Origin of the sequence: Streptomyces sp. NPDC090127 (genome assembly GCF_044746945.1) — a bacterium.
Lineage (GTDB): Bacteria > Actinomycetota > Actinomycetes > Streptomycetales > Streptomycetaceae > Streptomyces.
Genome location: NZ_JBIVDE010000002.1, coordinates 427,043 through 439,602, shown reverse-complemented (window position 1 = coordinate 439,602; position 12,560 = coordinate 427,043). Strand labels below are relative to the sequence as shown.

Below are 12,560 nucleotides of genomic sequence, written 5' to 3'. Positions count from 1 at the left end.
TCGCGGTCAGTCGAGCGACAGGGGGTTGGCCGGGGAGAGCTTCGCCGAGATGCGCTCGGCGATCACCTCGGCGGTGTTGCCCGCGGGCGTGGTCGCGGTCTTGGTGGTGGAGACGGCGATGGCAAGACGCTTCGACGGCAGGTACGCCTGGATCGCCGCGTACCCCGAGAACGACGGGTTCTGCACCACCCATCCGTTGACCACGAGGACGCCGAGGCCGAAGTGCGCGGCCTCGGTCTGCGGCAGGCAGATCGTGGCGGGGCAGGTGTCGGTCGGGTGACCGAGGCCGACCGTGCCCGGGTCGAGCAGGGTGCGGTACGAGGGGGGCGAGAGGAGTTCGCCGCTGCCGATGGCCTGCGCGGAGCGGGCCAGGTCGCAGACGTCGGTGGTGATGACCGCGCCGGGCGCCGTGGTCCACGACGGGTTCCAGAAGGTGGACTCCTCGTAGAGGCCACGCTCGGACGTGAAGGCGTGCAGGACCGGGCGCGGGATGTCCGGGGTGACGTTGTTCCGCGTGTCACGCAGGCCCAGCGGCTTCCAGACCCGCTCCTTCATGAAGGTGTCGATCCCGGCGCCGGTGATCTTCTCCAGGGCCTGGGACAGCAGCAGGTAGTTGGCGTGCGAGTAGCTCCAGTTGGTCCCCGGCTCGTACCAGAACGGGTGGCTGAGCGGGAACGCGAGCAGCTCGTCCGGCGTCCAGTGGCGGAAGGGGTGGGCCTCCAGCTCGGCAAGGAACGCCGGGTCGGTGACGTAGTCGTGGAGGCCGGTGGTGTTGGTGGCCAGCATCCGCAGGGTGATCTTGTCGGCCTTGGGCAGGTCGGGAAGCCAGCGCTCCACGGTGTCGTCGAGCCGGACCGTGCCCTCCTCGACCAGCTGCAGGAGGCCCGTGGCGATGTGGGCGAACGCCACCGAACCGGCGCGGAAGTGCATGTCCGGCTCCGCCGGGACACCGGTCATGGACTCGCCGAGCGCGTCGGTGAGGACCTCGCGCCCGTCGACGGTGACGCGCACCTCGACGGAGTTCAGGTCGAGGTCGTCCTTGGCCCTGCGGGTGATGTCCAGGACCTGGCGGGAGCGCGCGTCGAGCGGGCGCTCGGTCCGCGCGCAGTCGCGTCCGCCGGGGCCGCCGGGGCCGCCGGGGCCCTCGGCGGACGCGGGGGCGGCGACGGTGGTGGGGGCCGTGAGACCGAGGAGGGCGGCGCAGAGGAGGACGGTGCGGACGCCCGCACGAGCGCGCCCGCGTCTCGGGGTGGGGGTGAGTGTCATGCCCCGCACTATGGCCGGAACGTCCATACGAACCGTATGAACACTCCGCGAAGGGGATCAGACGCGTCCATGTGGGGCAGGGCTCTTCCGCCAGGGGACTGAGCCCCGCCCGGACGCGCGGGGCCCAGCCTGCCGAGGGCGCTCTACCAGATCGCCTCGACCCACTCCGGGTGGTCGATGAACGGGTTCCGGTTGCCCTGGTAGGTGCCGTGGATGATGTCGTTGCGGCGCTCCTCGAAGGCGCTCGGCGGGTCCTGCTCGTTCCACTGCTTGAGGACCGAGAGCCGGCCGTGCAGCGGGACGCTGCCGTTGGAGACCGACTCGTTCGGCTCCAGGTCGGCCCAGGCGTCGTCCCCCTCGTAGCGGACGGCCATGTAGAGGATCATCCGGGCCACGTCGCCCTTGTCCGCGTCCCGCGGCTCGAAGGAGTTGGCGTCCGTGTAGCTGCCGGGCGCGCCGCTGACCGCGCTGCCGCCGTTCTCGAAGTCCTTGTTACCCCGGATGCTGTTGACCTGTACGTCGGCGGGGCGCAGGTGGTGCAGGTCGGTGCCGGGGCCGGCCGAGGTGCCGAAGTTGCCGTGCGACTGGGCCCACACGTGCTCACGGTTCCAGTCGCCGACGGCTCCGCCGTTCAGGGACTTGCTGCGCGAGGTGCCGCTGTAGAGGAGGATCACGTTGGCGCTGTTGTTCGGGTCCTGGTCGGTGACCTTGAGCGCGTTCCAGACGGCGTCGTACGAGATCTTCGTCTGGCTCTTGATGATCGTGTGCAGCGAGGACTTCAGGCTCGGGCCGGTCTTGCCGATCGCGTTCTTGTAGTACGTGCTGTCGTACGCGGTGGTGGTGGCACTCGCCGGAGTCGCGGCGACCGTCGGGAGGGTGAGGCCGACGAGGACGGCGGATATCGCCGCGGCCACGGCCTTCCGTCTGCCGATGTGCACAAGGGACATGGGGGGACCTTTCGCGGGGGACGGCACGCGCCGGTGCGCGGCGACCGCTCAACGCCGCCGCGTTCTACGCGTGTTGACATCGTGCAAGCGGGAGCGTCGCACGCAGGAGGCAGCGGCCGTGTAACTCGCAGAAGGCTTTTCCATGACGTTCTCGCATACGGCACCACCGAGAGCGGTGGGCGCCGGTGCTGCCCGGGCCACGGCCACCGCGCCAACTCCCCCCGGGAGCCTGGTCGGTATCGTGATCTCGCCGGGCGCCCGCCCGGAGGACGGCGGCGGTCACCGCTGCCCGGTGCGAGGACGGATGGTGTTCTGTGGAGGGATCCTTGGGCGGCACACGGACCGAGGGCGCTCCGCGCGCCGCGCGCGTGTGCGTCATCGGCGCGGGCCTGTCGGGACTGGCGACGGGGCACGCCCTGGCCGCCCGCTCCATCGACTTCGTCTGCCTGGAGAAGGCGCCGGACGTCGGTGGGATCTGGCGTCAACCGGGAGCCGGCGAGCGGGGTCCCGCCTATCTCTCCCTGCACCTGAACAGCGCCCGGCAGCTCACCGCCTACGCCGACTACCCGATGCGGGACGACCTGCCCCTCTACCCCGGTCACGCCGATGTCGCCGCCTACCTGCGGTCGTTCGCCGAATGGGCCGGACTCCTGCCGCACGTGGAGCTGCGTACCGAGGTGCTCGCCGTACGGCAGGACGGCGACGGGGCCTGGACGGTCACCAGCCGGGACGCGCGGGGCGAGGTGCGGGAGCGGCGGTTCGACCAGGTCGTCGTCGCCTCGGGGCACAACACCGAGCCCGAGCTGCCGCATCCGCTTCCGCCGGGGAGCGACTCCTTCACCGGGACGGTCCTCCACTCGATGGACTACCGAGACGGCAGCGACTTCGCCGGGCGACGGGTCGTCGTCGTGGGGATGGGCGCGTCGGGCGTCGACATCGCCGCCGACCTCTCCCGGCACGCCGCACGCACCGTGCTGTCCGTCCGCCGGGGGCTGCACGTCGTGCCCAAGCAGCTCTTCGGGATGTCGGTGGACATGATCGCCGACGCGCCGTGGTGGAACGAGATGTCCTTCCCCGAGCGGCGCAGCTTCATCGAGCAGGCGCTGCTCGTGGCGCGGGGGCGGCTCTCGGACTACGGACTGCCCGAGCCCGACCACCCGGTCTTCTCCTCCGCCGTGACCATCTCGGACGAGATCCTCAGCCGGATACGGCACGGCGGGGTGGTCCCCAGGCCCGCCCTCGCCTCCCTGGAGACCGACCGGGTCGTCTTCGCCGACGGGACCGTGGAGGAGGCCGACGCGATCGTCTACTGCACCGGGTTCCGCATGGCCTTCCCCTTCCTGCCGCCGGACTGCCCGCTCAGCGGTGAGCAGGGGACGGTCGAGCTGTACCGGCGGGTGGCCGCACCCGGCCGGCCCGGCCTGTACTTCGTCGGCCTGATCCGTCCCGTGGGCTCGATCACCCGCCTCGTGGAGGCCCAGGCGCAGTGGGTCGCGCGGATCCTCGACGGCGACGTCGCCCTGCCGGCCGCGGACGTCATGCGCGAGGAGATCGCCACGTACCTGGACGGCATCGCGCAACGCTACGGCCGGACCCAGGGCGCCTCCGTCCAGGTGGACGTCGGCGCCTACCTGCGGGAGCTGAAGGAGCTGCAGGACGCGTAGGGGACGGCTTCCCGGGGATCAGGCCCCGGCACGCGCCCTCGCGCGCGGTGCCGCCGGGGTGGCCGGCGGCCTGACCTCGTAGGCCTCCGATGAGAGGTACGTCGTCACCCGCGGGGGCCTGCCCTCCTGGTGCGCCAGCCCCAGGTACGCGATGAGGCCCACGCCGTCACGCAGCCGCCGCGAGGTCACCGCGGCCAGCGAGCGCCGCAGCGGGGCGGGGTCCATGCCGTGCCGGCGCAGTACGGCCACCGCCCGGTCGAGGGACTCGCCGTCGTGCCGGGCGTAGTCGCGGACCGGGACGTAGAGCGTGAAGCCGCTCGGCCGGCCGGACGCCGTCTCGGTGAAGGCGTGGCAGGACTGGACGGGGCGCCGGTCGAGCCGCGGGTCCGGCCCCGCCGCGGCCCCGGCGCCCTCGACGTCGTGGCCGGCCGCCATGCGGAAGAACGACGCGATCTCCGCCGGACCGGGACCGCCGTCCACCCGGGAGAGGCGCGCCGCCTCCGCGGCCGACAGATCGTGGTGGGCCAGGTAGACCTTCACCCGGGGCTCGTCCCAGTCGCCCAGGTCCAGGGCGAAGAAGAGATGGCGGTCTCCCTCGGGCAGCGAGGCGAACGCCCGCCGGTGCCCGAGCCGGCGCAGGGCCTCCCGTACCGTGGCGGCGGAACGTTCCTGCCCCGAGGCCGCCGGGTTCAGATACACCTTCACCTTGGGCACCCCGCCCGGGACCAGCTCCAGGGCGCACCAGAGCGCCAGCGGGCCCTGCGGGTCCGGCGGGAGGAACAGGTCCTCCAGCTCGTCGAGGCGGGAGGTGTCGAATCCCCAGCGCCGCGCCATCGCGCGGACCGCCCGCAGCCCCGTCCGGCCGTTCGCCGCGAGGTCCGCGGCGCCGCAGCCAGGCTCCAGGAGCACCCGCAGCGTCGGCCTCCCGTCCGGCGTGCAGGCGAGCGAGAACTCCACCGGAGTGTGGTCGTCCGAGAGGAACGACGCGTCCGGGGGCGGCAGCCGGAGCGACCGCTCGCCGACCGGCCCCAGCGCCGCGAGCAGGGTCCGCGCGTACTCCGCGGAGTCGGCCCCGCTCAACTCCGCGGCTTCGCACAGCCGCAGGGCCTGTCTCGCCGTGTGAGCGCCCAGTGTCTCCCCGTCCCGCGCGAGCGCCCAAGAAGATACCCGCCCGGAGGGGCGGGTATCGAGGGGGCCGGCCGCGGGGGACCGGGGGACAAGACCGGCATCGGTGGATATGGAGCCCACGACACTTCCTTCGCCTCAAGAGCACGCCTGAACAACGCCGTGCTCACTACCCCTCGCGGAGAGCGATCATGCGAGGGCGGAGAAGAAGAGGGGAGTCGCGTCCGTCACTTCGCCAGCCAGTTGAGGAACTGGCTCCACATTCCCCCGCGTTCGCGCTTGCGACCCGCCTCGGCCGCCTCGGGGCGCGCGGCCGCCTGGTGGTCCTGGTGAGACGTTGACCGGCGCGGGGTGTCGACCGGGGTGAACCGGGCGGGCAGCGTGGCGAGGCCGCGGTTGAACGGGCCCGGCCGCCAGACGAGGCTGTCCTCCGGCACCGCGAGTTCGACGTCGGGGAGCCGGTTGAGGAGGTTCTCGATGGCGGCGACGGTGATCTGCCGGGCGGGGTCCTTGGACGGGCACGCGTGCGGGCCCGCGCTCCACGCCAGATGGGCCCGGTTGCTGCCGGACTGGCGCGAGGCCATCAGCGTCGGCCCGGTGTTGGCGGCCGCGAAGCTGACCAGCACGAGATCGCCGGCGCGCAGCTTCTGCCCGCCGAACTCCATGTCGGCCGCCGGGTAGTGGGGGGCGAGATTCTGCATGGGAGGGTTCTCCCACAGGGTGTCGTCGATGGCCTCGTCGATCAGCCCGCCCTTGTGGGCGTACGCGTCATGGGTGAGCAGCCGGTGCAGGGTGTTGCCGATGAGGTTGCGCAGCGGCTCGTTGCCCGCCACCAGCAGCAGCGCGAGCTGATGGACCATCTCCTCGTCGCTCAGCTTCGCCTGGTGCTGCATCAGCCAGGTCGTGACGTCCTCGCCCGGCCTGGCGCGCTTCAGCGCCACCAGTTCGCCGACGGCGCCGAACAGCACCTCGACCGCCCGCTCGGCGTTGATGCCGTCGAACATGCCGCCGATGCCGAACAGGACGCGGTCACCGATGTCGGCCGGGCAGCCGAAGAGTTCGTTGAAGACGAACAGCGGCAACTGCTTGGCGTAGTCCCCGAGCAGGTCCGCGGAGCCCCGCGCACCGAACTGGGAGATGAGGTACTCGGAGACCTGCTCCGTGGTCCGGTTCAGCTTGCGCGTGTCGACACGGGCCATGCTGTCCGTGACCGCCTGCCGCAGCCGCAGGTGCTCGGCGCCGTCGCTGAACATGCAGTTGGGCCGGTACGCGAGCACGGGCACGACCGGGTTGTCCGGGCTGATGTGGCCCTCGTTGAGGTCCCGCCAGCGGCGCGCGTCCTTGCGGAAGGAGCCCGAGTCCTGGAGGAGCTGCAGCGCCGTCGCGTAGTCCGTGACGAGGGTGGCCTCCACCCCCGGAGCGAGCTCCACGGGCGCGGTCGGACCGAAGTGGCGCAGATACGCGTAGTACGCCTGCGGATCCGCCTGGAACTCCGGCCCGTGCAGCGGTACCCGACCGCCGTCGGCGTGGGCGGGGCAGCCGGGCGGAGGTACGGGGGTGGTGGGTCGAGCTTCCATGTCTCTTCCTAGTGAGCGCGTTCGAGCAGATGGCGGACGAGGGTGATCAGCGCGTCCGCGGACGACTTCTCGTCCCGTGCGTCGCAGGTGACGACCGGCGTGTCGTCGAGCAGGTCCAGCGCCTCGCGCAGGGCCCGTTCCTCGCGGTCCTGCGTGCCGTCGAAGTGGTTGACGGCGATCGCGTAGTCGAGGCCGTACTGCTCGATCAGGTCGATCACGCCGAACGAGTCCGCCAGCCGTTCGGGGTCGACGAGCACGAGCGCGCCGAGCGCGCCACGGGCCATGTCCTCCCACATCTGGACGAAGCGCTGCTGACCGGGCGTCCCGAACAGGTAGAGCACGACCCGCTCGCTGATGGTCAGCCGGCCGAAGTCCATCGCCACCGTGGTGGTGGTCTTGCTCCGGACCCCCTTGAGGTCGTCGAACGACTCGCCCGCGCGGGTCATCGTCTCCTCGGTGGTCAGCGGAGGGATCTCCGAGATCGCACCGATGAACGTGGTCTTGCCGACGGCGAAGTGGCCGACGACGAGGATCTTGACGGCGGTCTGCGTGGCGCCGTCGCGCACGTACGCCTGCTCACCCAAACTTGGCGCGGAGACCATTCAGTACCTCCTCGAGGATGTCTCGGTCCGCGAGCGCGGCACGCTGCACGGGAGGGCGGGTGATGAGGTAGCCGCCCTCGGTGAGGGCGGAGAGGAGGATCCTCACCACGCCGATGGGGAGCCTGGTGTGCCCCGCGACCTCGGCGACCGAGAGATAGCCGGCGGTGCACAGCTCCAACATGCCCTGCTCCTCGGGAGAGAGCCGGGTCGGACGCTGCTGGTGGTCGGCCGACGCGGTGACGAGGGTGACCAGCGACAGCTGCTCCTTGTCGGGCAGACCGCGCCCCTTGGTGATGACGTACGGGCGGACTAACTCGGCCGCCTCGGGCTCCCGTTCGTCGAATCGGCTCATGAGCGGGCGCCGAGGTTCTCGCGCGGCGGAGTCGTCAGCGCCTTGCCCAGCTGGCCGACGAGCTGCTGCATCCTGAAGGTGATGTCCTGCATGTCGACGTCGGGCGAGGCCGAGACGCCGAGGTAGGCACCCTCGCCCGCGGAGATCAGGAAGACCCAGCCGCCGTCGAACTCGACCAGCGTCTGGCGCCACTGCAGCCGCCCGGGCTCCACGAAGAAGCCGAGGGAGCGGCTGAGCGACTGCATGCCGCTCATCGCGGCGGCGACCGTGTCCGCGTTGTCCTTGCCGAACTCCTTCGTCCGGGCCATCAGCAGACCGTCCGCGGAGACCAGGACCGCGTGCAGGGCCCCGGGTATCTCCAAGGCGCTGTCAAGCATCCATGACAGATCGTCGTTCACGAGACCTCATGCCCTTCGCTGCTCGCATCACGTGTGCTGCTCGATTGGTCCGCCGAGGCCGGACGCGCGGCCCGCCCGGACTGCGTGCCCCGCTGGAAGGCCCCCATGATCGCGGCGGTCTCCGCGCCGGAGCGCGCGGAAGCGGGCGCGGACTGCTCGCCGCCGTTCACGATGGTCATCGGACGCTTGCGGCGGCGTCGCGGCAGACCGTCGTCGGTGGTGGCCGTGACCATCGCGGGCGCGGGACCGCTCGGGTCCGTCACCGCGGCGGCCGGGACGACCGGCGCCGGGGCCTTCCTCTCCGGCATGCCGGTCAGCAGGTCGTGCGGCAGCAGGAGCACGGCACGGACGCCTCCGTACGGCGAACTGGAATCCACGGACACCTCGAATCCGAAGCGCTCACAGAGCACCCCGATCACGGCGAAACCGAACTGCGGCGGGCTGCCGAGCCCGGAGACCCCCGAGACCCGGTCGGTGGCGAGGAGTTTCTCCGCCCTGACCCGTTCCTCGTCGTTCATACCGACACCGGCGTCGTCGACGACGATGCAGATGCCCTTGGGCACCGTACGGATGTTGATCTCGACCACGGTGTCCGGGCTGGAGTAGCTCGTGGCGTTGTCGAGCAGCTCGGCGAGTGCGAGCGCAACGGGTTCGACGGCGCGGCTGGTGATGCCGAAGTCGACCTGGGAGAGGATCTCCACCCGCCGGAAATGCCGGATCCGGCCCTGCGCGCTGCGGACCACGTCGTACACCGAGGCGATCTCGCGGTGCCGTCCGAGCCAGCCGTCGCAGAGCACGGCGATGGACTGGGCGCGCCGCCCGAACTGCGAGTTGGTGTGGTCGATCTCCAGGAGGTCCCGAAGAATGACCGAGTCACCGTACTTGTTCTGCAGTCCGGAGATGACCAACTGCTGCTCGGCGGCCAGGCCTTGGAGCGTCCGCATGGCGGACTTGAGGACTGACTTGGTCGACTCCTGCGCCCGGTCCTTCTCGTCCTCGACGGACTGCGTGTAGCTGTTCTCCAACTCGGAGTAGTGCGCCTTGAGCTCCTGGGTCTCCTGCCGTAAAGTCCGTATCGCTTTGCGCTGGCGAACAATGACGGCGACGGCGCCCAAGGTGGCGGCCAGGAGGACCCAGAGGACTGGGTTCTGTGCGTAATACGTCATAAGACTCTCTTCAGGCGACTGACGGTCCGTTGCTGAATTCCGTCAATGCGGGTGGACCGGCGGGCCTTCCGTGGCCGGGGGTACCGTCCGGAGGGTCGCCGTGGTCGGAGATGTCGTCGTGCATCCATCCACCGCTCCGCAAGCGTAGTGATCTTAGCACCGGGCACGAACAGGTGACCGATCGTCAGTGTGCGCCCCTCGTGCGCCCCTTGAGTGCGCGGGTGCGCGCCTGACGTCCATCCCGGGTTCACGCCCGCGCAACCATCTCGGCCCCGCGCGCGACGAGTTGACCGGTCCGTGCCCCGGGCCCCACGGGCCGGGAGAGTCGCCGACCGACGACTACCCTGGTCGGGGGCCTGTTCATGATCGTAGAGTCCGGCTCATGACTCAGAACGCGCCCCACGACACGTCGTCCGCCGCTCCCTTCCCGCCGGTGCTCACCCGGCACGCGGAGGCCGAGACCTGCGCCGACCCCAGCAGCGTGATGACGCTGCTCGCCGACTCGGGCAGCACGGCGGACGGCTTCACCACCTACCGGTCCACCTTCACGAAGGGCGCCGTGGGCGCGCCGGCGCACTTCCACACCAAGGCGACCGAACTCTTCTTCGTGATCAGCGGCTCCCTCCAGGTCCTGGTGGGGGAGGAGATCACCGTGCTGGGCGCGGGCGACTTCCTGGCCGTTCCACCCCGTACGCCGCACGCCTTCGCCGCCGCGTCCGGCTGCGAGGCGGACGTCCTGTTCGTCTTCACCCCGGGCATGGGCCGCTTCGACTACCTCCGCCTGCTGGGCCGGGTGACCCGCGGCGAGGCCGACCCGAAGGAGATCGCGGCGTCGGCGGAGCGGTACGACAACCACTACGTCGACAGCCCCGTCTGGCGCGCCGCGCTGGAGGCGTCCGCGTGATCGACGCCTCGGCGCACGTCCGCGTGGCCCGAAGTCGGCCCCTGGGCGTAGCGGGACGACGTCGGTGACACGGGCCGATGCCGGTGAAACCAAGGTGTCTCGACGGGTGTCGGTCGGGTACCGTGCGGGCCATGTCGAGTCCTGAGTCAGACAGGGTGGGGGCTTTCGGTCACGCCGTCAGCCCCCTGAACCACTGAGCTCGTAGCCCTGATGCCGCGCCGCGTTCCGCGGCCGGGCGAGTGTGCCTCCGGGGTTGGCCGCGGTGACGAGATGACCTTCTCTCGTTTCTGCTCACCTCGGAGCCATTCGATGCCTCTCCCGCTGTATCTGCTTGCCATGGCCGTCTTCGCCATGGGCACCTCGGAGTTCATGCTCGCCGGCCTCCTGCCGGACATCTCCTCAGATCTCGACGTCACCGTCGGGACAGCAGCCACACTCACCTCGGCCTTCGCGGTCGGCATGGCCGTCGGTGCTCCCCTTGTGGCCGCGCTTGCCCGCCATTGGCCCAGGCGTTCCAGCCTTCTCGGATTCATCCTCACTTTCGCGGCAGCTCACGCCGCGGGTGCCGTCACCACCAGCTTTCCGGTCCTGCTCGCCATCCGGGTGGTCGCCGCGCTCGCAAACGCGGGATTCCTCGCCGTCGCGCTGACGGCCGCCGCCACGCTTGTCTCACCCGACAGGAAGGGACGTGCGCTGGCCGTGCTGCTGTCAGGCACGACGGTGGCCACGATCGCCGGTGTCCCCGGCGGGTCGCTACTCGGCACGGTGCTCGGCTGGCAGGCGACGTTCTGGGCCGTCGCCGCTCTCTGCCTGCCGGCCGCTCTGGGCATCCTGAAGGCAATCCCGGCGGGACGTGTGCGGCAAGAGGCGACCGGCGGGCCGGCCCTGCGGACGGAGCTCGCCGAGCTCGCCAGGCGGCCCTTGATCCTGGTGATGCTGCTCGGCGCGCTCGTGAACGCGGCCACGTCGGCAAGCTTCACCTTCCTCGCCCCCGTCGTGACCGACACCGCCGGGCTGGGCGAAAGGTGGATCTCTGTCGTTCTGGTGCTTTTCGGCGCCGGTTCCTTCGCCGGGGTCACCATCGCCGGCCGACTGTCCGACCAACGCCCCGGACCGGTCTTCGCGGTCGGCGGTTCGCTGCTGCTCATCGGCTGGCCGACGCTGGCGGTGCTGGCCGACGAGCCGGTCGCTCTGTTCGCTCTCGTTCTCGTGCAGGGCGCCCTGTCGTTCACGCTGGGCAGTACCTTGATCACACGCGTCCTCTACGAAGCCGCGAAGGCCCCCACCATGGCCGGGTCGTATGCGACCGCGGCACTCAACGTCGGCGCTGCCGTCGGCCCCCTCATCGCCGCGACCACCCTCCATGCCGGGCTCGGGAACCTCGGGCCGATGTGGGCGAGCGGGCTCCTGGTCGCCATCACCCTGCTCATCGCGTTCCCCTTCCGCACGGTGGTCACGGCCGGCCCGAGTGCCTAGGTGCTCCAGTGACACATGCGCACGCTCCCGTACGAGCGACCCCCGCGTCACCGGAGACGAGCCCCTCCAGGGGGCCCCTGCCCGGGCCCTGGCGCTCCGGCCATGGCAGGAAGCCGTTCTCGCCCGCGCGGCCGTGGGCGCCGGTGGAGAGGCGGCCCTCGCTGACGACGCCCATGCCGAGACCGGTGCCGATCATCACGTGGACGAAGAGCCTGCTCCCCGCCCCGACGCCGACGGTGTACTCGCCCAGCGCCGCCAGGTTGTCGAGGTGAGAGGAGACGGCGCGGGTGGAGACCGCCGCTCAGGTGCGTACAGCCACGGCGCCCGCGTGCGTGGGGTCGACGGGGACGTCGGCGATCCGCCAGTCCGGCAGCCGGGCCCCGCACGGCTCGGCCGAGCCGACGTAGTCGAGGGCGAGCCCGCGCCCGAGCCCCGTGCCGAGGCCCTTCAGATACGCCTCCTTGCGCGCCCAGGTCCGCGCGAAGGCGGGCGGGCGGTCGGCCGGTGACAGCGCCGCCAACTCCTCCACCTCACGCGGGTGCAGCATCGGGGCGACCTCGGCGACCGTCTCCGGTGTCGGAAGCCGCTCGACGTCCACCCCGACCGGGCTCGCCGCGAACGCGAGCAGGCCGAGACCGTCGCTGTGCGACAGCGAGAAGTGAACGGGGTCCCCCTCGACGGCGGGCCGGCCGTGCGCCTCCCCGCACTGGGGGCAGGGTCGCCGCACGAGCGGTACGTCCCTGGGGTTCCCGCCGAGGTAGACCCCCAGCACTTCACGCAGCGCGACGTGCACGGCGGCGTACGTACGCCGGTCCGCGGCGCTCCGGAATCCGCGCACGGTCTCCAGCTCCCGGGCGTCGAGCACCCCGAGGCGTTCGGCGGGCACGTCCACCTCGGGCGCCCGGACGAGCCACACGTGGGGCGCCTCGCCGGGAGCGGGTGGCGACAGCGGCTCCCGACCGGGGACGCGGGGGAGCGGGCGCGGCGCGATCTTCATGAAGACAGTCTAGAAGTCTTGACGCTGGGCGAAGGCCCTCGGATACTCGGGGCCAAATCGATTTGGCCAAATCGATTTGGCTCTCC

General features: G+C 71.2%; 12 protein-coding genes and 1 pseudogene. 3 read left to right on the top strand and 10 right to left on the bottom strand.

The window, feature by feature from the left end; translation table 11 throughout:
* Positions 1 to 6: 6 nt before the first annotated feature.
* Positions 7 to 1,266, bottom strand: coding sequence for a serine hydrolase domain-containing protein (locus ACIPPS_RS07645; protein ID WP_401428101.1), 1,260 nt, complete (start codon positions 1,264 to 1,266; stop codon positions 7 to 9).
* Between the two features lie 143 nt (positions 1,267 to 1,409).
* Entirely contained in the window at positions 1,410 to 2,213 is an 804-nt protein-coding gene (locus tag ACIPPS_RS07640) for an endonuclease I family protein (RefSeq protein ID WP_401428098.1), read from the bottom strand.
* 326 nt (positions 2,214 to 2,539) lie between these two features.
* Between ACIPPS_RS07640 and ACIPPS_RS07635 the strand changes: the two genes are divergently transcribed.
* Positions 2,540 to 3,877 (top strand): flavin-containing monooxygenase, encoded by a 1,338-nt coding sequence (locus ACIPPS_RS07635; RefSeq protein ID WP_401428095.1) that lies wholly within the window; start codon positions 2,540 to 2,542, stop codon positions 3,875 to 3,877.
* Positions 3,878 to 3,895: 18 nt separating this feature from the next.
* On the opposite strand, the gene ACIPPS_RS07630 is transcribed toward ACIPPS_RS07635, so the two are convergent.
* The 6 genes from ACIPPS_RS07630 to ACIPPS_RS07605 all read right to left on the bottom strand — a co-directional run bounded on the left by ACIPPS_RS07630 (position 3,896) and on the right by ACIPPS_RS07605 (position 9,097).
* On the bottom strand, positions 3,896 to 5,125 hold the full coding sequence (locus tag ACIPPS_RS07630) for a DMATS family aromatic prenyltransferase (protein WP_401428092.1): 1,230 nt from the start codon (positions 5,123 to 5,125) through the stop codon (positions 3,896 to 3,898).
* Between the two features lie 104 nt (positions 5,126 to 5,229).
* Complete coding sequence (locus ACIPPS_RS07625; protein WP_401428090.1) at positions 5,230 to 6,579, bottom strand: cytochrome P450; 1,350 nt, start codon at positions 6,577 to 6,579, stop codon at positions 5,230 to 5,232.
* Positions 6,580 to 6,587: 8 nt separating this feature from the next.
* A complete protein-coding gene (locus ACIPPS_RS07620) occupies positions 6,588 to 7,181 on the bottom strand; it encodes a GTP-binding protein (RefSeq protein ID WP_401428088.1) in 594 nt (197 codons plus the stop codon).
* Positions 7,156 to 7,533 (bottom strand): DUF742 domain-containing protein, encoded by a 378-nt coding sequence (locus ACIPPS_RS07615; protein WP_401428085.1) that lies wholly within the window; start codon positions 7,531 to 7,533, stop codon positions 7,156 to 7,158. The genes ACIPPS_RS07620 and ACIPPS_RS07615 overlap by 26 nt, the downstream gene beginning before the upstream one ends.
* Positions 7,530 to 7,931: a roadblock/LC7 domain-containing protein gene (locus ACIPPS_RS07610; RefSeq protein ID WP_362010740.1), complete on the bottom strand. Its 402-nt coding sequence runs from the start codon at positions 7,929 to 7,931 to the stop codon at positions 7,530 to 7,532. The genes ACIPPS_RS07615 and ACIPPS_RS07610 overlap by 4 nt, the downstream gene beginning before the upstream one ends.
* Complete coding sequence (locus ACIPPS_RS07605; RefSeq protein WP_401428082.1) at positions 7,928 to 9,097, bottom strand: ATP-binding protein; 1,170 nt, start codon at positions 9,095 to 9,097, stop codon at positions 7,928 to 7,930. The genes ACIPPS_RS07610 and ACIPPS_RS07605 overlap by 4 nt, the downstream gene beginning before the upstream one ends.
* Before the next feature lie 382 nt (positions 9,098 to 9,479).
* On the opposite strand from ACIPPS_RS07605, the gene ACIPPS_RS07600 reads away from it, so the two are divergent.
* Positions 9,480 to 10,001 (top strand): cupin domain-containing protein, encoded by a 522-nt coding sequence (locus ACIPPS_RS07600; protein WP_401428080.1) that lies wholly within the window; start codon positions 9,480 to 9,482, stop codon positions 9,999 to 10,001.
* A 309-nt stretch (positions 10,002 to 10,310) separates the two neighbouring features.
* Entirely contained in the window at positions 10,311 to 11,477 is a 1,167-nt protein-coding gene (locus ACIPPS_RS07595) for a Cmx/CmrA family chloramphenicol efflux MFS transporter (protein ID WP_401428077.1), read from the top strand.
* Positions 11,478 to 11,514: 37 nt separating this feature from the next.
* Here ACIPPS_RS07595 and ACIPPS_RS07590 read toward each other — a convergent pair.
* Both ACIPPS_RS07590 and ACIPPS_RS07585 read right to left on the bottom strand, forming a co-directional pair.
* Positions 11,515 to 11,739, bottom strand: a pseudogene (locus ACIPPS_RS07590) (ROK family protein); the annotation flags it as partial.
* A gap of 39 nt (positions 11,740 to 11,778) precedes the next feature.
* Positions 11,779 to 12,474, bottom strand: coding sequence for a 4'-phosphopantetheinyl transferase family protein (locus ACIPPS_RS07585; RefSeq protein WP_401428074.1), 696 nt, complete (start codon positions 12,472 to 12,474; stop codon positions 11,779 to 11,781).
* Positions 12,475 to 12,560: the final 86 nt, after the last annotated feature.

What these genes read in the sequence shown, in the direction of transcription:
- ACIPPS_RS07615 (WP_401428085.1), bottom strand. Translation starts at nt 7,533, where the DNA reads ATGAGCCGATTCGACGAACGGGAGCCCGAGGCGGCCGAGTTAGTCCGC.
- ACIPPS_RS07605 (WP_401428082.1), bottom strand. Translation starts at nt 9,097, where the DNA reads ATGACGTATTACGCACAGAACCCAGTCCTCTGGGTCCTCCTGGCCGCC.
- ACIPPS_RS07600 (WP_401428080.1), top strand. Translation starts at nt 9,480, where the DNA reads ATGACTCAGAACGCGCCCCACGACACGTCGTCCGCCGCTCCCTTCCCG.
- ACIPPS_RS07645 (WP_401428101.1), bottom strand. Translation starts at nt 1,266, where the DNA reads ATGACACTCACCCCCACCCCGAGACGCGGGCGCGCTCGTGCGGGCGTC.
- ACIPPS_RS07585 (WP_401428074.1), bottom strand. Translation starts at nt 12,474, where the DNA reads ATGAAGATCGCGCCGCGCCCGCTCCCCCGCGTCCCCGGTCGGGAGCCG.
- ACIPPS_RS07620 (WP_401428088.1), bottom strand. Translation starts at nt 7,181, where the DNA reads ATGGTCTCCGCGCCAAGTTTGGGTGAGCAGGCGTACGTGCGCGACGGC.
- ACIPPS_RS07595 (WP_401428077.1), top strand. Translation starts at nt 10,311, where the DNA reads ATGCCTCTCCCGCTGTATCTGCTTGCCATGGCCGTCTTCGCCATGGGC.
- ACIPPS_RS07625 (WP_401428090.1), bottom strand. Translation starts at nt 6,579, where the DNA reads ATGGAAGCTCGACCCACCACCCCCGTACCTCCGCCCGGCTGCCCCGCC.
- ACIPPS_RS07640 (WP_401428098.1), bottom strand. Translation starts at nt 2,213, where the DNA reads ATGTCCCTTGTGCACATCGGCAGACGGAAGGCCGTGGCCGCGGCGATA.